At 67.3% G+C, this 17,905-nt stretch carries 15 protein-coding genes; 7 read left to right on the forward strand and 8 right to left on the reverse strand.

Going from position 1 to position 17,905, the window contains the following annotated elements; genetic code table 11:
- The first annotated feature begins 15 nt into the window (after positions 1–15).
- Both LGN10_RS09885 and LGN10_RS09890 read left to right on the forward strand, forming a co-directional pair.
- The gene (locus tag LGN10_RS09885; protein WP_011547447.1) at positions 16–204 is read left to right on the forward strand and encodes a 4-oxalocrotonate tautomerase; all 189 of its coding nucleotides are present in this window, start codon (positions 16–18) and stop codon (positions 202–204) included.
- A gap of 165 nt (positions 205–369) precedes the next feature.
- Positions 370–5,211: an NAD-glutamate dehydrogenase gene (locus LGN10_RS09890; RefSeq protein WP_226223115.1), complete on the forward strand. Its 4,842-nt coding sequence runs from the start codon at positions 370–372 to the stop codon at positions 5,209–5,211.
- A gap of 31 nt (positions 5,212–5,242) precedes the next feature.
- On the opposite strand, the gene LGN10_RS09895 is transcribed toward LGN10_RS09890, so the two are convergent.
- The 6 genes from LGN10_RS09895 to LGN10_RS09920 all read right to left on the reverse strand — a co-directional run bounded on the left by LGN10_RS09895 (position 5,243) and on the right by LGN10_RS09920 (position 10,201).
- Entirely contained in the window at positions 5,243–6,106 is an 864-nt protein-coding gene (locus tag LGN10_RS09895) for a class I SAM-dependent methyltransferase (protein WP_226223117.1), read from the reverse strand.
- 7 nt (positions 6,107–6,113) lie between these two features.
- Complete coding sequence (locus LGN10_RS09900) at positions 6,114–6,464, reverse strand: VOC family protein (protein WP_059584906.1); 351 nt, start codon at positions 6,462–6,464, stop codon at positions 6,114–6,116.
- Position 6,465: 1 nt separating this feature from the next.
- The gene (locus LGN10_RS09905) at positions 6,466–6,642 is read right to left on the reverse strand and encodes a ribbon-helix-helix protein, CopG family (RefSeq protein WP_059639659.1); all 177 of its coding nucleotides are present in this window, start codon (positions 6,640–6,642) and stop codon (positions 6,466–6,468) included.
- Between the two features lie 100 nt (positions 6,643–6,742).
- Complete coding sequence (locus LGN10_RS09910; protein WP_226223119.1) at positions 6,743–7,573, reverse strand: arylamine N-acetyltransferase family protein; 831 nt, start codon at positions 7,571–7,573, stop codon at positions 6,743–6,745.
- A 126-nt stretch (positions 7,574–7,699) separates the two neighbouring features.
- Positions 7,700–8,389, reverse strand: coding sequence for a hypothetical protein (locus tag LGN10_RS09915; RefSeq protein WP_060310768.1), 690 nt, complete (start codon positions 8,387–8,389; stop codon positions 7,700–7,702).
- 327 nt (positions 8,390–8,716) lie between these two features.
- Positions 8,717–10,201 (reverse strand): amidase, encoded by a 1,485-nt coding sequence (locus tag LGN10_RS09920; RefSeq protein WP_060310767.1) that lies wholly within the window; start codon positions 10,199–10,201, stop codon positions 8,717–8,719.
- 360 nt (positions 10,202–10,561) lie between these two features.
- On the opposite strand from LGN10_RS09920, the gene LGN10_RS09925 reads away from it, so the two are divergent.
- The 3 genes from LGN10_RS09925 to LGN10_RS09935 all read left to right on the forward strand — a co-directional run bounded on the left by LGN10_RS09925 (position 10,562) and on the right by LGN10_RS09935 (position 12,346).
- Positions 10,562–10,996, forward strand: coding sequence for a universal stress protein (locus tag LGN10_RS09925; protein WP_060968762.1), 435 nt, complete (start codon positions 10,562–10,564; stop codon positions 10,994–10,996).
- Between the two features lie 476 nt (positions 10,997–11,472).
- Positions 11,473–11,721 carry a hypothetical protein gene (locus LGN10_RS09930; protein WP_059584900.1) on the forward strand — a complete coding sequence of 83 codons (249 nt, stop codon included), beginning with the start codon at positions 11,473–11,475 and terminating at the stop codon, positions 11,719–11,721.
- Positions 11,722–11,872: 151 nt separating this feature from the next.
- Positions 11,873–12,346 carry a nuclear transport factor 2 family protein gene (locus LGN10_RS09935; RefSeq protein WP_059584899.1) on the forward strand — a complete coding sequence of 158 codons (474 nt, stop codon included), beginning with the start codon at positions 11,873–11,875 and terminating at the stop codon, positions 12,344–12,346.
- A 24-nt stretch (positions 12,347–12,370) separates the two neighbouring features.
- Here the strand turns inward: LGN10_RS09935 and LGN10_RS09940 are convergent, their stop codons facing one another.
- Positions 12,371–13,108: a BPL-N domain-containing protein gene (locus tag LGN10_RS09940; protein ID WP_226223121.1), complete on the reverse strand. Its 738-nt coding sequence runs from the start codon at positions 13,106–13,108 to the stop codon at positions 12,371–12,373.
- A gap of 419 nt (positions 13,109–13,527) precedes the next feature.
- Between LGN10_RS09940 and acnB the strand changes: the two genes are divergently transcribed.
- The gene (acnB, locus tag LGN10_RS09945) at positions 13,528–16,113 is read left to right on the forward strand and encodes a bifunctional aconitate hydratase 2/2-methylisocitrate dehydratase (RefSeq protein ID WP_059584897.1); all 2,586 of its coding nucleotides are present in this window, start codon (positions 13,528–13,530) and stop codon (positions 16,111–16,113) included.
- 147 nt (positions 16,114–16,260) lie between these two features.
- On the opposite strand, the gene LGN10_RS09950 is transcribed toward acnB, so the two are convergent.
- Positions 16,261–16,662, reverse strand: a complete 402-nt coding sequence (locus tag LGN10_RS09950) for a PPC domain-containing DNA-binding protein (RefSeq protein WP_059639666.1) — start codon at positions 16,660–16,662, stop codon at positions 16,261–16,263.
- A 316-nt stretch (positions 16,663–16,978) separates the two neighbouring features.
- Between LGN10_RS09950 and LGN10_RS09955 the strand changes: the two genes are divergently transcribed.
- Complete coding sequence (locus tag LGN10_RS09955) at positions 16,979–17,881, forward strand: hypothetical protein (RefSeq protein WP_226223123.1); 903 nt, start codon at positions 16,979–16,981, stop codon at positions 17,879–17,881.
- Positions 17,882–17,905 lie beyond the last annotated feature (24 nt).

Raw genomic sequence — 17,905 nt, forward strand, 5'->3', positions numbered from 1 at the left:
ACCGGAGCATGTGTCATGCCGACTTTCAATATCCAGCTGTTCGAAGGCCGCACCGTCGAGCAAAAGCGCGCATTCGTCGAAGCAATCACGCGCGTCACGTGCGAGACGCTCGGCTGCGCGCCGGGCTCGGTCGATATCATTCTCACCGACGTGAAGAAGGAGAACTGGGCGACGGCCGGGAAGCTGTGGAGCGATGAGGGTTGAGCGACACGGGCGGCGTCGCTTCGGCGTCGTCTGCCCGGTGCCGCACCCTAACCCTACCCCGCGGCGCCCGCCGCCGTTGTGCGCCCGCACATCGCTTCGTCACGCAATCGGCGCATAATGCGGGGCAGACGCAGCAGCCGATGGCCACCCGACGAGGAGACCGCCATGGAAGCGAAGAACGAGGAAGTCGTCGCACACCTGCTCTCCGATGTCGTCGAATTCGCGCGCGCTCGCCTGCCCGACGCCACGTTCCGGATCGTCGAACCCTTCCTGCGTCATTACTACGACTTCGTCGATGCGGACGATCTGCAGAGTCGCGGCATCGCCGACCTGTACGGCGCCGCGATGGCGCACTGGCAGACCGCCCAGAAATTCGTGCCCGGCAGCGAACGCCTGCGCGTGTACAACCCGATCCTCGAACAGCACGGCTGGCATTCCGACCACACGGTGATCGAGATCGTCAACGACGACATGCCGTTCCTCGTCGACTCGGTGACGATGGCCATCAACCGTCTCGGGCTCGCGCTGCATTCGGCGCTGCATCCGGTGTTCCGCATCTGGCGCGGCGCCGGCGGCGGCATCGAGCGGGTCGACGCGGGCGGCGCGACGTCCGGCGACGGCCAGTCGCAACTCGCGTCGTTCATCCATTTCGAAGTCGACCGCTGCGGCGACGCCGCGTTGCTCGACACGCTGCGCGAGGACATCGCGCGCGTGCTCGGCGACGTGCGCGCGTCGGTGGAAGACTGGCCGAAGATCGTCGACATCGCCCGCGCGACGATCAAGGAGATGAAGGCGCGCGAATCGACCGCGGAGGACATCGAGGCACGCGCGTTCCTCGAATGGATGGCCGCCGATCACTTCACGTTCCTCGGCCAGCGCGACTACGCACTCGTATCGGACGGCACGGGTTTCGGCCTGCGCGGCATCGAGGGCTCGGGCTTCGGCATCCTGCGCGAATCGTTGCGCACGTCCGGCGCGCCCGACGTGACGCCGCTGCCGCCGGCCGCCGCCGAGATCATCACTGGCCCCTGGCCGATCTTCCTGACCAAGGCGAATTCGCGCGCGACCGTGCACCGGCCCGGCTATCTCGACTACGTCGGCGTGAAGCTCGTCGGTGCCGACGGCAAGGTCACCGGCGAGCGCCGCTTCATCGGCCTCTACACGTCGACCGCCTATTTCGGTTCGTTCACCGAGATCCCGATCGTGCGCCGCAAGTGCGCGAACATCGTGCGGCGTGCGGGCTTCCTGCCGAAGGGGCATCTCGGCAAATCGCTCGTGACGGTGCTCGAAACCTATCCGCGCGACGAACTGTTCCAGGCCGACGAAGACCGGCTCTACGACATCGCGCTCGGCATCCTGCGCCTGCAGGAACACCAGCGCACGCGGCTGTTCGTGCGCCGCGACCGCTTCGACCGCTTCGTGTCGTGTCTCGTGTTCGTGCCGCGCGACAAGTACAACACCGATCTGCGCCGCCGCATCGCGAAGCTGCTGGTCGATGCGTACAACGGCGTGAACGTCGAGTTCACGCCGCTGCTGTCGGAATCGGCGCTCGCGCGCATTCATTTCGTCGTGCATGCGGAACCGGGCACGATGCCCGACGTCGACACGCGCGAGCTCGAAACGCGGCTCGTGCAGGTCACGCGCCGGTGGCAGGACGATCTCGCCGACGCGCTGCTCGACACATTCGGCGAAGAGCAAGGCAACCGCCTGCTGCAGCGCTATGCCGATTCGTTCCCCGCCGGCTATCGCGACGACTACCCGGCGCGCACGGCCGTGCGCGACATCGAGCTGATCGAGCGCGTGAAGGACTCGGGCCAGCTCGCGATGAACCTGTACCGCCCGATCGAGGCCGAGCCGCGCGCGTTCCGCTTCAAGGTGTATCGCGCGGGCGATCCGATCGCGCTGTCGCGCAGCCTGCCGATGCTCGAACATCTCGGCGTGCGCGTCGACGAGGAGCGGCCGTACCGGATCCAGACGCAGGACGCCGCGCATGCATGGGTACACGATTTCGGCCTCGAGCTCGCCGACGATACCGAGTTCGACATCGAGCGCGTGAAAGGCCTGTTCGAGGACGCGTTCGACCGGATCTGGAGCGGCCGGATCGAAAACGACGACTTCAACCGTCTCGTGCTGCGCGCGCACCTGAGCGCACGCGAAGTGACGATCCTGCGCGCGTATGCGAAATACCTGCGGCAGGTCGGCTCGACCTTCAGCGACGCGTATATCGAACGCGCGCTGACCGGCAATCCGGCGATCGCGCGGCAACTCGTCGAGCTGTTCCTGCTGCGCTTCGACCCGCGCATCGGCGACACGCGCGACGTGCAGGCCGAACGGCTGCTGAAGGCGATCGAAGGCGCGCTCGACCAGGTGCCGAACCTCGACGAGGACCGCATCCTGCGCCAGTTCCTCGGCGTGATCAACGCCACCGAGCGCACGAACTATTTCCTCGCCGACGCGAACGGCGAATCGAAGCCGTACCTGTCGTTCAAGTTCAACCCGGCGAAGGTGCCCGGCCTGCCCGAACCGAAGCCGATGTTCGAGATCTGGGTGTATTCGCCGCGCGTCGAGGGCGTGCACCTGCGCGGCGGACGCGTCGCGCGCGGCGGCCTGCGCTGGTCGGACCGCCGCGAGGATTTCCGCACCGAGGTGCTCGGGCTGATGAAGGCGCAGATGGTAAAGAACGTCGTGATCGTGCCGGTCGGCTCGAAAGGCGGCTTCGTCGTGAAGAACCCACCGCCGCAGACCGATCGCGAAGCCTGGATGCGCGAAGGCATCGCGTGCTACCAGACGTTCCTGCGCGGGCTGCTCGACCTCACCGACAACCTCGCCGGCAACGCGATCGTGCCGCCGCCCGACGTCGTGCGCCACGACCCCGACGATCCGTACCTGGTCGTCGCCGCCGACAAGGGCACGGCCACCTTCTCCGACTACGCGAACGCGATCTCGCACGAATACGGCTTCTGGCTCGACGATGCGTTCGCGTCCGGCGGCTCGGTCGGCTACGACCACAAGAAGATGGCGATCACCGCGCGCGGCGCGTGGGAATCGGTGAAGCGGCACTTCCGGGAGATGGGCATCGACACGCAGACGACCGACTTCACCGTGGTCGGCGTCGGCGACATGTCGGGCGACGTGTTCGGCAACGGGATGCTGCTGTCGCCGCATATCCGGCTCGTCGCCGCGTTCGATCACCGGCACATCTTCCTCGACCCGAACCCCGACCCGGCGACGAGCTTCGCGGAGCGCCAGCGCATGTTCGCGCTCGAACGCTCGAGCTGGGCCGACTACGACGCGGCCGCGATTTCACCGGGCGGCGGCGTGTATCCGCGCACCGCGAAGACGATCCCGCTGTCGCCGGCGGTACAGGCCGCGCTCGGCATCGACGCGCACGCGCTGCCGCCGACCGAGCTGATCCGCGCGATCCTGCAGGCGCCGGTCGACCTGCTGTACAACGGCGGCATCGGCACCTACGTGAAGGCCGCGCGCGAAACCCACGCGCAGGTCGGCGACCGCGCGAACGACGCGGTGCGCGTGAACGGCGCGGACCTGCGCTGCAAGGTCGTCGGCGAAGGCGGCAATCTCGGCTGCACGCAGTTCGGCCGCATCGAGTTCGCGCAGCGCGGCGGCCGCATCAACACCGATGCGATCGACAACTCGGCCGGCGTCGATTGTTCGGATCACGAAGTCAACATCAAGATCCTGCTCGGGCTCGTCGTGTCCGACGGCGAGATGACCGAGAAGCAGCGCAACGCGCTGCTCGCCGAGATGACCGACGAAGTCGGGCTGCTCGTGCTGCGCGACAACTACTACCAGACGCAGGCGCTGTCGATCGCGGGCCGCTATGCGGTCGAGCTGCTCGACGCCGAGGCGCGCCTGATGCGCTGGCTCGAACGCGCGGGCCGCCTGAACCGCGTGATCGAATTCCTGCCGACCGACGACGAAGTCGCCGAGCGGCAGGCCGCGAAGCTCGGCCTCACGTCGCCGGAGCGCGCGGTGCTGCTCGCGTACAGCAAGATGTGGCTCTACGACGCGCTGCTCGAATCCGACGTGCCCGAGGATCCGCTGGTAGCGGCGATGCTCGTCGACTACTTCCCGAAGCCGCTGCAGCAGCGCTTCAGCGAGCCAATGCGCCGCCATCCGCTGCGCCGCGAGATTCTCGCGACGCACCTGACCAACGCGCTCGTGAACCGCGTCGGCTGCGCATTCGTGCACCGGCTGATGGAGGAAACCGACGCGAAGCCCGGCGACATCGTGCGCGCGTGCATCATGGCGCGCGACGTGTTCGACCTCGATGCGGTGTGGCGCGACATCGACGCGCTCGACAACCGCGTCGCCGACGACGTGCAGGCGCGCATGTTCGTCGACGTCGCGCGGCTGCTGGAACGCGCGGCGCTGTGGTTCCTGCGGCACCTGCAAGCGGGCGCGGTGGCCGACGGCGGCGTCGCCGAGCTGATCGCGCGCTGCCGCGACGCCGCACAGCGGCTCGCGCCGCAACTGCCGTCGCTGCTGCCGGCGGACGATCTCGATGCGCTGTCCGAGCGGCAGCGCGTGCTCGTGGATGCCGGCGTCGACAGCGCGCTCGCGGTACGCGTCGCGAGCGGCGACATCTCGGCCGCGCTGCTCGACATCGCCGAAGTGGCCGCGACCAGCAACCGCAGTCTCGAACTCGTCGCGGGCGTCTATTTCTCGCTCGGCACGCTGCTCAATTACGGGTGGATCGGCGAACGCGCGGCGACCCTGCCGACGCCGACGCACTGGGACATGCTCGCGCGCGCCGCCGCACTCGCGGAAGTCGCGCGGCTCAAGCGCACGCTCGCGACGAGCGCGCTCGCGGAATCGCCGGACTCGACCACGCCGGACACGATCGTCGGTGCGTGGCGCGCGCGCCGCGAGGCCGCGCTCGCGCGTTACGAGCACCTGCTCGCGGATCTGCGTGCGTCGGGCGGCGCGAGCCTCGCGGTGCTGCTCGTGGTCGTGCGGGAAATGGCCGTGCTCGAACGCGCGTGACCGGTCTAGCCGCGATGACGAACGTATCGGCTCAGACCGTCGCGACGAGCAATTCTTCCGCGGGGTTCGGCGGCCGCAGGCCATCCGTGCGGTCGGCGAAATAACGGCGCGTCAGCTCGGCGGCCGACACGTGTTCCGCCTTCGCGAAGCCGGCCGCCAGGGCGAGCGCCTGGATCTCGTCCGGCATGAAGAAGCTGATGAACGGCGTGCCGCTCGCCCGCGCGCCCTTCGCGGCCATTTCCATCCCTGGGCGCACGTCCGGATCCGCATTTTCCAGCGGCAACAGGAACGTCATCGCGAACGTCGAACCGGGCGCGAGCGACGCGACTTCGCGCAGCGCGGCCGCATTCGCTTCGCGCGTCAGGTACATGCTGACGCCGGTGGACACCACGACCGCTGGCTGGCCGGCATCGAAGCCCGCGCCGACGAGCGCGTCGCGCCACGACTGCTTCGCCTCGAAATCGACCGGTACGAAGCGCAGCCAGTCGGGCACGCCGAAGCCGAGTTCGACCAGGCGGCGCTGCTTCCAGCGCTGCGGCGCCGGCTGGTCGACTTCGAATACCGTCACGCACGACGCCATGTCCGGCCGGCGCTGCACGAAACTGTCGAGCCCCGCGCCGAGGATCACGTACTGGCTCACGCCGCGCGCGACCTGCTCGGCCACGAGGTCCTCGATGAAGCGCGCTCGCGCGACGATCGACGCACGAAACGGCCGCGTGAACTGGGGATCCATGTCGCCGCGCTGCTGCCAGCGGGGTGCCGGCGCGAGCAATTGCAACCCGATCTCGTCGGCGAGCACATGCGGCGGCGCGTCGAGTTCGACGTGCAGCGCGCGCCACAGCGCGACACGCGCGGCCGTGCTGTCGGGTGCGTCGTCTTCGCGGATATCCGTCATGTCGACCTCATGCGCCCTGCTTGCCCGGCGCCTGCAGGCGCCACACGCGACCGTCCGGATCGCGCACGGTCATGTCGCGCGTGCCCCAGTGCGTGTCCTCGAACGGGGTGACGACATCGACGATCGGCTGCGGCTGCACCGCCTGCTCGTCGGCCACCTTGATGACGACCTGCATGTCGGGCTTTTCGCTCGGCGGCACTTCGGCGATGAACAGGAACGGGCCGTCGCCGCTGCGCAACTGGCCCGACTGGTGATCGGTTTCGAATTCCAGCCTGAAGCCCAGCGCCTGAAAGAACTTCGCCGACTTGCCCCAGTTGTGCGTGGTCAGGTACACAGCTTCGATCCGTTCGGACGACATGTCACTCCTCCTTGTTGGACGGCTCCGCGCCGGGCGGCGGCGCGGCCAGATACGCGCGCAACGCGTCGGCCACCAGTGCGGACAGCGATTGCTCCGTCTCGATGGCGCGATGCTTGACCTGCCGAATCAGGCCGAGCGGCAGGTACACGTTGAATTGCTTCACTTCTTCGTCGGTCATGGGTACTAGTATGCTAGCAATCTAGCAAAAGTCAACGGAGGACGATGGCGGGATGATCGCGGCCCATGTGCGAGCCGCCGTCGGATGTCGTGCGTCCGCGTTACCGCGCAGCGCGCGCCGCAAGCCGCACGAACAGCGCGTCGAGGTCGAATCCCGCCGTATCGATGCCGATCGTGTCGCGCAGGCACGCGGCCCAGTCGGCTGCATTGTCGAGCGCGATCGTGCGCCCGGCCCCCGCCGCGTCGCGCAGCGTCAGCACGGTATTGAGCAGCGCCGCGCGGCCGTCCGGCAGCACGCGGCACGCGATCAGGTCGTTCACGAAGATCGAATCGGGATACGTCGACGTGAACCAGTTCGCGGCTTCGTAATCGATCCATTCGGCCGGCTTCAGCGAGAAGCGGTAAGTCGTCTGCCAGCCGTCGGGAATTTCGAACTGCATGTCGAATTCGCCGTCGACCGGTGCGTCGACCACACGAAACGCGCCGTGCGGCGTCAGTTGCCGCTCGCCCGGCGCGAAGCGCAGCGGCGCGGTCAGCGTCGCGCTGCCGAAGCCGATGTCCGCGAGCCACGCCGCGCCGTCGACGTCGATGCGCAGCAGCATGTGCGTCTGCGCGGTCACGATTTCGGGCGGCCGCATCCAGCGCACGCGCGCGATCAGCGGCGTCACGCGAAAGCCGATCGTCGTGAGCGCGGTGTAGAACAGCTTGTTGAGTTCGAAGCAGTAACCGCCGCGGCGGCGCTCGATCACCTTGTCGACGATCGCGGGCAGGTCGAGCGCGACGCGCGCGCCGGTCAGCGGATTGAGGTTTTCGAATGGAATCGCCTGCGGATGCAGCAGGTGCAGCCGGCGCAGCACGTCGAGCGTCGGCTCGGCCGGGCCGTCATAGCCGATGCGGGAGAAATAGCGCGAGAGGTCGAACGAGTCAGTCATGAACCGGCACCGATAAGAGGGACCCGCCACGATAGCATCGCGCGAAATCCCCATGTTGGGCGGGACGATCGTTCGTGGCCGGCGCGCGCGATGCCGACGACGCATCGCGCACGCATCCGCGCGACGTTACGGCAGCAGCTTCAGTGCAGACGACGCAACCGACGGCACCGAAATGCCCTGGCTCGTCGCGAACTGCACGGCCTGGCTGAGCGTCGCCGCGAGCGATTGCAACTGGCTCGGCGCGCTTTGCGCGATATACGACGCGGCCTGCATGTTCTGCGGATTCAGGCCCGATTGCAGCAGCGACGCGGCGCTCGTCGAGCCGAGATTGCCGAGTCCCGGCTGCAGTTGCGAATACTGCGTGAGCCCCTGCCCGAGCGATGCAAGCCCGTTGCTGAACGCCTGCTTGTCGATCGGGCCGTGCGTGGCGCCGCCGCTCGCGAACGCCTGGCCGAGCGCCTGCGACACCGATTGCTGCGCGCCGCCCATCTGCGACAGCGTGGCCGGCGACAGCGCATCGCCGCCGGACAACTGGCTCGCGGCCTGCTGCGCCTGCCCGGCCGCGCCCGTCAGCCCCATCGCCGATGCGAGCGACGACTGGCCGTTCAGCACCTGCTGGTTCGCGCCGACATAGGCCTGCAGCAACTGCGCGACACCGCCCTGCGCCGGCGCTGCCGCCTGCTGCTGCCCGCCGCCGAGCAGCGACGCGCCGATCGACTGCAGGTCGAGCTGCGCGTGTGCGGTGCCGCTCACCAGGATGCCGAACGCGATGCCTGCCGAGGCCAGATACCGGCCCGTCGCGCGAATGTGCTTCATGTGTTTTCCTCGTGCCCGAATGATCGAGGCAATATTGTCGAAGCGCGTCGCGCGCCGCCGCAACGACTGAAACACATCGAAACGAAATCACGCCGCGCCGCCGCTTGCAATTCGGCGACCGACGGGCCCCGTCGCGCGGATTCGCGTACGTTTGCCGCGCGATGCCGTGCACGCGTTGCGATTCTTTCTCCGGTTGCATCAATGAATGCCGGCTCCCGCCTGCGCCGGCGAGCTTCAAGTCGAACGATGCAAAACGAAACGGGCAGCTCGCCGCCGCCCGTTTCGTCACCCGCCTACCCGCCTACCGGCCACCCGCCGGCCGCGGTATCACGCCGCCATCCATGCCGGCACGCGCCGCGCCACCCAGTCGGCCGCCTGCTCGTAGCCGTGCGCAAGCTGCAGCACGGCGAGATCGGCGCGCGGACGCCCGATCAGCTGCATCCCCATCGGCAACCCCGCGTCGTTGAAGCCGACCGGCACGTTGATCACCGGGCAGCCGGCCAGCGTCCACGGCACGACCGTTTCCATCCAGCGGTGGTACGTGTCCATCGCGCGCCCCGCGATCTCCTGCGGCCAGCGCTGTTCGACGTCGAACGGGAATACCTGCGCGGTCGGCGCCGCGATGAAGTCGTAACGATCGAAGAAGCTCAGCACCGCCTGATGCCACGCGGTGCGTTCGACGCTCGCGTCGAATACCGCCGCGCCCTGCATCGCGAGCAGCCCTTCGACCTCGTAGATCGCCTCGGGCTTCAGCAGCGCGCGGCGCACCGGGTCGCGATAGTGCGCGAGCAACCCGCCGCCCGACAGCAAGTGCCGGTGCGTGAGCCACAGGCGCCAGATCCGGTCGGGCGCGAACGCCGGCAGCGCGGCATCGACGTCGCAGCCGATCTCGCGCAGCGTCGCCAGCCCGCGCTCGCACTGCGCGAGCACGCCGGCCTCGGTCGCGAGATAGCCGTTCCAGTCGCCGACCCACGCGATGCGCTTGCCGCGCAGATCCGCGTCGAGCGGCTGTGCGAACACGGCCGGATCCTCCGCGAGCGACAGCGGATCGTTGCGGTCGTAGCCGGCCTGGATCGCGAGCAGTTGCGCGACGTCGCCGACGGTGCGCCCCATCGGCCCTTCGATGCCGAGCTGCTGCATGAACACGTCGACGCCCGGCCAGCGCGGCACGCGGCCCTGCGACGGACGGAAGCCGTAGACGTTGCAGAACGCGGCCGGATTGCGCAGCGATCCGCCGAAATCGCTGCCGTCCGCCACCGGCAGCATCCGCGACGCGAGCGCGGCCGCCGTGCCGCCGCTGCTGCCGCCCGCGCTCTTCGTCAGGTCGTACGGGTTGCGCGTCGCGCCGTAGACCTCGTTGAACGTGTGCGAACCGAGGCCAAACTCCGGCGTGTTGGTCTTGCCGATGAAGATCGCACCCGCCGCGCGCATTCGCGCGACGCCGACGGAATCGGCCTGCGGCACGTTCTCGCGGAAGATCGGCGAGCCGTAGGTCGTCCGCAGCCCCTTCGTCATCGCCAGATCCTTCGGCGCCTGCGGTATCCCGTGCAGCCAGCCGCGGTACTCGCCGCGCGCCAGCGCCGCATCCTTTTCCGCGGCTTCGGCCAGCAGCGCATCGGGCTCGCGCAGCGCGACGATCGCGTTGACCGCGCCGTTCACACGCTCGATGTGATCGAGATACGCACGCATCGTCTCGACGCACGAAACCGCCTTGCTGCGGATCGCCGCCGCGAGCTCGCCGGCCGACAGGCGCACGATCGGATCGACGGAAATGGAAGCGGGAGCGAGAAACTGCGGGGCGCCGTGCGGCATGCGAGGTCTCCTGGAATCGGAATGGAAGGCTCGACGGCGCTCGCTCCCATGCCCGCCGGGAGACGGTCGCGCCGCGGCCGATGCTCTACTCTACGTGACGCCGGATGCTCGACCTCCGATATTTTCCGTCGCGATTCATTGAGGATTCGACTAAATCCGGGCGCCCGACGCCGCGCTGCCCTGGCCGCCACGGCCGATGAAATCGTTTATGCGCATAAATTTAAATTTCTTATATTTCTAATAGACGCGTCATGTGCCGGCGCCCGTTAACGACATTTTTACGCGGCCGCGCGATCTCTTTAGATGGCCCGGCCCGACCGCGCGCTACGCTGGAAGCATCCCGTTTCCTGGATATCGCTCATGCTCAAGCTGCTGGTTCCGGTCGGCCATTCGCCGCGCTCGCTTCAGGCGGTTCGCCACGCGACATTCCTGTATCGCGAGCGCTGCGCATCGGAGGTCGTGCTCATCAACGTGCAGGCGCCGCTCGAATCCACGCGGCTCGAGGCCTATCACCCGCTGTCGCGGTTGCGCGCGATCGAAGAAAAATTCGCGGCCGGCGATCTGGCGATGGCAGAGCGGATTCTGAAGGAGGCCGGCGTCAAATACACCGTCGAGGTGAAGGTCGGCCCGGTGGCCGACACGATCGCGGCCGTGGCGGCCGAGACCGGTTGCGACGAGATCGTGGTGGTCGCGCCGCGGCACGATCCGCTGCACGCGCTGATGTCGGTGTTTCGGCGCAGCGTGATGGGCCGGCTGATGCGGATTTCGAATGTGCCGGTGACGGCGGTGCAATGACGGCAACGGCGCGTCACGCGTGCGCCCCGGGCGCACGCTGTCGCGCAGCGTTTATTTGATGGCCTTGCGCCAGAACACGAAATAGGCGGCCGCCGAAGAAGCCAGCAGCAGGATGGCCCACATCGGGGCAAGACTGATCAGGACGGAAGAGACGTTCAACATTTGGATTCCTCACTATTTCGACAGCGATATTCAACATTTGCCTGCTTGCCGGACCCGATGGGTCGCCCCCGCATCGCGTTCCGTCAAATCATGCATTCATGCTATCGCTTTGAACGGCCGCGCGACCGCCGTCGCCCGCCCGCACCCTGACATTCGTCAAACTCGCGCGCATTGCCCGCCTCTCCAGCACCGGCGGAAAAACAGGACGGGATCGCCCTGCCCCGCCACCGCTTTCAGCAGACGTTTACCGGGGGAAGCCCCAAGTGCTTCGTCGAACGTGTCCGCGTTACGCTTGAGCGACGAGGAGACGAACCATGAGACGAGCCGTACATATTGCCGTTTTCGCACTGCTGGCCTATCTCATCGGCGATCGCGCGATCCTGCACGCGCAGGGCCGCGACGCCAGCCCGCTCGCATGCGAGCAAGGCGCCGCGCAAGTGAAGGCCGATGCGCTCGGCCGCGGCTTCGGCGAAGCCGCCGCCGGCAGCCAGAGCGAGGCCTTCATGTCGGGCTGCCTGGTGACGGGACGCAGCAGCCAGGACGTTGCGATGGCGGCCCGCTGACGCGTATCATCCGGCGGCAAACCAGCCGCGCCCGAGCCGGCCGCGCCCGACATGGCTCGCGCGGGTGTCGGCTCGCGCTGCCCGCCGCCGCTTTTCCGTTCGACGTTTCGCCGAACGTCACCACCCGCCTCCCTGCGCACTCATACCCGACATGACCGATCCGAACACCGCGTTGATCCAGCGCTTCTACACGGCCTTTCAGCAGCGCGACATCGATGCGATGCTCGCGTGCTATGCCGACGACATCGTGTTCAGCGATCCCGCGTTCGGCGAACTGCGCGGCGAACTCGCGCGCGACATGTGGCGGATGCTGGTCGCGCGGGCGCAGGAATTCTCGCTGACGTTCGGCGAAGTCGCCGCGGACGGCCAGGCCGGGCGCGCGCAGTGGAGCGCGCATTACCGGTTCGCCGCGACCGGCCGAATGGTGGTCAACCGGATCGATGCGCGCTTCCGGTTTCGCGACGGACGCATCGTCGAGCATCGCGACCATTTCGACCTGTGGCGCTGGGCGCGTCAGGCGCTCGGGATGAAAGGCGCGCTGCTCGGCTGGACGCCTTTCATGCAGCGCGCGATCCGCGCGCAGGCGCGGAAGAATCTCGACGCGTATCGCGCCAAACGGCGATAAACCGCGCGCGCCGCGGCTCCTCCGCTAAGGCTTCATCGTCGCGTTGATCAGGTCGTAGGCCATGTCCGGCACCACGCCGTCCGGGTTCTGGAGACCATTCTGGCGATACCAGCTTTGATCGGCCTCCGGATGCGGGCCGGCAAGGCCGACGCGCCCTTTGCCGTAGCGGTACGTGGCAGCCGCGATGTCCTTGTTCGGGTAGATCGCCAGCACGATCCCGCCGGAGCCGATCGGCGCGACCGGGAGCCTCGCGCCGTCCTGAAAGTAGATCCAGCGCTTTTTCCCGCGCCAGACGACCGGCGTCACCGTGTCGGCGATGCCGTGAAGCGTCGAACCCGGCCGGCCGACCTCGGCGTCGATATCGCCGGCAACCAGCCCGAAACCCTGCGCCCCGGCCAGGTAGGCGCCCATGCACAGTCCGAGATATCGGCCGCCGTTCGCTACGTATCGCCGCACGGCCCGCATTTCGTTTCGGCCGATGCTGGCTGCCGCGCCGGGAATGTCCTGCCCGCCGCCGGGCTGCACGTAGAGCGCCGCACCGGCCAGCGCCGCGGGCGTGATCTTGAGCTTTTCCGCCGGCCCCACGTAGATCACCCGGAACCGGTGGTCCGATTCCCGCAGGCGTCTGGCGATGGTTTCGGCGCAACCGTCGCACGCGGCAGGACCGCGATAGACCAGCGCGACCGGCCGGCTCGCCGGATCCCGCGTTTCGTCGCCGGGCGCGGCCGCGTGAACGGCCGGCGACGCGACGAGCGCCATCATCAGGAAAATCGCGTCTCTGGAGCGCATGTGGTGGATCGCCGGAGTCAAGGGAATCGCTGCCGCCCGGGGCGAATCGACAGGCGCGCGACGACCCCCGCCTCCCGTTCCGACACTCGATGCAAGCCGCGTGACAGCAAGCGTAGCGGCCCGAACGCGCCCGGTGTGTACCGTTTCCTGCGCGCTTGTGCAGATATGTGCGACACCGGCGGACCTGAACCGACACCCCAGCATCCGCCCGACAAGGCCGGCTGCGCCATACGGCCGCGCCCCGTCTTCCCCACCCCTAAGTCTTATATAAGACATAAGACATTTGACGTTCCAGACCATTGAGACTAGAATCCCGCTCAAAGCAGTGCCTGGAATAGCCCCGGAGTGCCGGCAAGGCCTTCCCCTCCAACGCAATATCAGCAGGTCTCCCCATGCTTGAAAACTTTCGTGCTCACGTGGCCGCCCGCGCCGCGCTCGGTATTCCTCCCCTGCCGCTGACGGCTCAGCAAACCGCCGAACTGGTCGAATTGCTGACGAACCCGCCCGCCGGCGAAGAGCAGACGCTGCTCGACCTGATCACCCATCGCGTGCCGGCCGGCGTCGACGAAGCCGCCCGCGTGAAGGCCGGCTTCCTGGCCGCCGTGGCCAAGGGCGAGACCGCCTGCCCGCTGATCTCGCGGGCGCGCGCGACCGAACTCCTCGGCACGATGCTCGGCGGCTACAACATCCAGCCGCTGATCGAGCTGCTGTCCGACGAAGCCGTCGCAGCGGTCGCCGCCGACGCGCTGAAGAAAACCCTGCTGATGTTCGACCAGTTCCATGACGTGAAGGAACTCGCCGACAAGGGCAACGCGCACGCGAAGGCCGTGCTGCAGAGCTGGGCCGATGCCGAATGGTTCACGAGCCGTCCGGAAGTGCCGGAAAGCCTGACCATCACCGTCTTCAAGGTCACGGGCGAAACCAACACCGACGACCTGTCGCCTGCGCCGGACGCCACCACCCGCCCCGACATCCCGATGCACGCGCTGGCGATGCTGAAGAACGCGCGCCCGGGCATCACGCCGGAAGAAGACGGCAAGCGCGGCCCGGTCAAGTTCATCGAATCGCTGAAGGAAAAGGGTCACCTGGTCGCGTACGTCGGCGACGTGGTCGGCACGGGCTCCTCGCGCAAGTCGGCCACCAACTCGGTGCTGTGGTTCACCGGCGAGGACATCCCGTTCGTGCCGAACAAGCGCTTCGGCGGCGTGTGCCTCGGCGGCAAGATCGCCCCGATCTTCTACAACACGATGGAAGACGCCGGCGCGCTGCCGATCGAGCTCGACGTGTCGCAGATGAACATGGGCGACGTGGTCGAACTGCGCCCGTACGAAGGCAAGGCGCTGAAGGACGGCAAGGTCATCGCCGAATTCCAGGTGAAGTCCGACGTGCTGTTCGACGAAGTGCGCGCCGGCGGCCGCATTCCGCTGATCATCGGCCGCGGCCTGACCGCGAAGGCGCGTGAAGCGCTGGGCCTGCCGCCGTCGACGCTGTTCCGCCTGCCGCACCAGCCGGCCGACAGCGGCAAGGGCTTCTCGCTTGCGCAGAAGATGGTCGGCCGCGCGTGCGGTCTGCCGGAAGGCCAGGGCGTGCGCCCGGGCACGTACTGCGAACCGAAGATGACGTCGGTCGGCTCGCAGGACACCACGGGCCCGATGACCCGCGACGAACTGAAGGACCTCGCGTGCCTCGGCTTCTCGGCCGACCTCGTGATGCAGTCGTTCTGCCACACCGCCGCATACCCGAAGCCGGTCGACGTGAAGACGCACCAGACGCTGCCGAACTTCATCAGCACGCGCGGCGGCATCGCGCTGCGCCCGGGCGACGGCGTGATCCACTCGTGGCTGAACCGCATGCTGCTGCCCGACACCGTCGGCACCGGCGGCGATTCGCACACGCGCTTCCCGATCGGCATCAGCTTCCCGGCGGGCTCGGGCCTCGTCGCATTCGCGGCCGCCACCGGCACGATGCCGCTCGACATGCCGGAATCGGTGCTGGTCCGCTTCAAGGGCAAGATGCAGCCTGGCGTCACGCTGCGTGACCTCGTCAACGCGATTCCGCTGTACGCGATCAAGCAAGGCATGCTGACGGTCGCGAAGCAAGGCAAGAAGAACATCTTCTCGGGCCGCATTCTCGAGATCGAAGGCCTGCCCGACCTCAAGGTCGAGCAAGCGTTCGAGCTGTCGGACGCGTCCGCCGAACGTTCGGCTGCCGGCTGCACGGTGCGCCTGAACAAGGAGCCGATCATCGAATACCTGAACAGCAACATCACGCTGCTCAAGTGGATGATCGCGCAGGGCTACCAGGATCCGCGCAGCCTGCAGCGCCGGATCGCGGCGATGGAACAGTGGCTGGCCGACCCGCAACTGCTCGCGCCGGACGCCGACGCCGAATACGCGGCCGTCATCGAAATCGACCTCGCCGACATCCACGAGCCGATCGTCGCGTGCCCGAACGATCCGGACGACGTGAAGACGCTGTCCGACGTCGCCGGTGCGAAGATCGACGAAGTGTTCATCGGCTCGTGCATGACCAATATCGGTCACTTCCGCGCCGCGTCGAAGCTGCTGGAAGGCAAGCGCGACATTCCGGTCAAGCTGTGGGTCGCGCCGCCGACCAAGATGGACCAGAAGCAATTGACGGAAGAAGGCCACTACGGCGTGTTCGGCACGGCCGGCGCACGCACCGAAATGCCGGGCTGCTCGCTGTGCATGGGTAACCAGGCGCAGGTGCGCGAAGGCGCGACGGTGATGTCGACGTCGACCCGCAACTTCCCGAACCGCCTCGGCAAGAACACGAACGTGTACCTCGGCTCGGCGGAACTGGCGGCGATCTGCTCGCGTCTGGGCAAGATCCCGACCAAGGAAGAGTACATGGCCGACATGGGCGTGCTCACCGCGAACGGCGACAAGATCTATCAGTACATGAACTTCGACCAGATCGAGGACTTCAAGGAAGTCGCCGACACCGTGCAGATCTAAGCGCGCAACCGGGCGGCGGCGGGTGGTCGACGTCGCCGCGCACCGCAAGGCGCCGCGGGCCGAATGGCCGCGGCGCCTTTTTTATGCGGTGCGCAAAGGACGCAGCGATCGGCGCATCGCGGTGTCGATGTGGCGTTGCCGCCCCGCTCACGAAGGCGCGCTCCGAATCACCAGTTCGTTGAAACCGGTGTCCGCATCGGGCTCGCGCGAAAAACGATGCGCGGGCAGCAGCACGAGCAGGATCTCGGCCGTCGTGCGCACCACGCAGCCGTTCGCGACGTGGCCGCCCGTCACGCGGCCGGCTGCATCCGAGATCGACATATGCAGATGCGCGCCGTCCGGCGACACCGAGCCGGCCAGCGTCAGGATTTCGAGGTCGCCGCGCAGCTCGGTCGGCTGATCGACGCCGGCGAAACGCAACTGCGCGACGCTCAGGCTGCCGATGCCCTGGATCACGAAGGCCGCATGCGAATCGTGGCGGCGCAACGCCAGCTCGATCGCGCCGCGCAGATCGTCGCCGGGGGAAAGACGCAGAGGATGAGCTTGCATGGTCGAGAACCTGTGGGTGGACCGTGATATCGACCAAGCGTACGTTCGCCCGGTGAATCCGGCAAGTCAGCCGCTCGCGACAATCCCAGCGCGTCGTTGTCTTCCCTGCGTCGTTTCATCCGCTACCGTTCGACTTTGGGCCACCTGCGCATACGGGCCCCTGCCGCATGGTTTCGCACCGACCGCAGCGCATCGGTCTTGTTTTTCGTACGGAACGCACATGCATCCGTCTGAGAACCGACCCTGACGTATGCAAGAATCAGTTCCTCGAGGAAATCCCTGCTATATCGCCCTCTTTCAGCGAACGCCCCGTCGAATGCCCAAATGCCAGAATACGTATGAGCGGTTCCACACCCCGAGCGACGACATTCCCGCGCGGGAAGTCGCGGCGATGAGCGATGAGGAGCGTGCGCGCGCCAAGTCGGCGGCGATCGTGCATGTCCGAAGCTGGCTCGCCATTCTGGTGGTGCCGGTCGTAGTTGGGCCTGCGATCCCGATACTCGCGTATCTGCTGGGTATGCTTGCATACCGCGGAATGGTCGATCCGGCCTTTGATATGGATCGTGCGGTCGGCGAAACAGCCGTCACCGTCATATGGGTCACGGCGCTCTTCATCGCAGCGTGGATCGGCCTGAACTGGTGCGTCGCGACGTACGGTACCCGACAGCGGTACTGGCGCGAAATGCCGTCCAACGGGCATGTCGAATTGGAGCGCCATACGCTAAGTTCGGCAATCGTCGTGTGGTCGGACGACTACGATCCGGAACCCGTCTACGTCGAGGAATGGATCGACGGCAAGCTCAAACCCGGCAGGGCCCGAGTAAGGCAGTGGATCCTGGCCCGAACGTCCGTCGGCCATTGGCTGGTGCTGGATCATCGAATTGCGGCAGACAATTGGTACGGACCGCCAACGCTCCCCTCGGAGACGAAACGATTGATCCCGCGGCGAGAATTGGCAATCGCATTTGCACCACGCACCCATATCCGCATCGGATTGAGATGGAGTGGACCGGCGGCGCCATTGACCGTGACGTCCTGTCTGCTGTCTCACGCCGAATGTGAGCGCCTGGCTGCGGCGGCTCACCACCATGCTTTTTTTCCGCCGGACCAATATGGCGTCGTCGATCCTACCGATGCGGATTGGGTCGGGGAACTCGCCGCCAAGGCACTGGAGCGCGAAGTGCCTGCCGACGTGGCGGCCGGACGAGTATTGACGTAATCGTCGCGGGTCGTTTCAACGACG

Source organism: Burkholderia sp. AU32262 (assembly GCF_020419985.1).
Taxonomy (GTDB): domain Bacteria; phylum Pseudomonadota; class Gammaproteobacteria; order Burkholderiales; family Burkholderiaceae; genus Burkholderia; species Burkholderia semiarida.

Coding starts and splice junctions, on each gene's coding strand:
- LGN10_RS09895 (WP_226223117.1), bottom strand. CDS start 6,106: ATGACGGATATCCGCGAAGACGACGCACCCGACAGCACGGCCGCGCGT.
- LGN10_RS09935 (WP_059584899.1), top strand. CDS start 11,873: ATGACCGATCCGAACACCGCGTTGATCCAGCGCTTCTACACGGCCTTT.
- LGN10_RS09955 (WP_226223123.1), top strand. CDS start 16,979: ATGCCCAAATGCCAGAATACGTATGAGCGGTTCCACACCCCGAGCGAC.
- LGN10_RS09915 (WP_060310768.1), bottom strand. CDS start 8,389: ATGAAGCACATTCGCGCGACGGGCCGGTATCTGGCCTCGGCAGGCATC.
- LGN10_RS09950 (WP_059639666.1), bottom strand. CDS start 16,662: ATGCAAGCTCATCCTCTGCGTCTTTCCCCCGGCGACGATCTGCGCGGC.
- LGN10_RS09925 (WP_060968762.1), top strand. CDS start 10,562: ATGCTCAAGCTGCTGGTTCCGGTCGGCCATTCGCCGCGCTCGCTTCAG.
- LGN10_RS09900 (WP_059584906.1), bottom strand. CDS start 6,464: ATGTCGTCCGAACGGATCGAAGCTGTGTACCTGACCACGCACAACTGG.
- LGN10_RS09940 (WP_226223121.1), bottom strand. CDS start 13,108: ATGATGGCGCTCGTCGCGTCGCCGGCCGTTCACGCGGCCGCGCCCGGC.
- LGN10_RS09930 (WP_059584900.1), top strand. CDS start 11,473: ATGAGACGAGCCGTACATATTGCCGTTTTCGCACTGCTGGCCTATCTC.
- LGN10_RS09910 (WP_226223119.1), bottom strand. CDS start 7,573: ATGACTGACTCGTTCGACCTCTCGCGCTATTTCTCCCGCATCGGCTAT.
- acnB (WP_059584897.1), top strand. CDS start 13,528: ATGCTTGAAAACTTTCGTGCTCACGTGGCCGCCCGCGCCGCGCTCGGT.
- LGN10_RS09905 (WP_059639659.1), bottom strand. CDS start 6,642: ATGACCGACGAAGAAGTGAAGCAATTCAACGTGTACCTGCCGCTCGGC.
- LGN10_RS09920 (WP_060310767.1), bottom strand. CDS start 10,201: ATGCCGCACGGCGCCCCGCAGTTTCTCGCTCCCGCTTCCATTTCCGTC.
- LGN10_RS09890 (WP_226223115.1), top strand. CDS start 370: ATGGAAGCGAAGAACGAGGAAGTCGTCGCACACCTGCTCTCCGATGTC.
- LGN10_RS09885 (WP_011547447.1), top strand. CDS start 16: ATGCCGACTTTCAATATCCAGCTGTTCGAAGGCCGCACCGTCGAGCAA.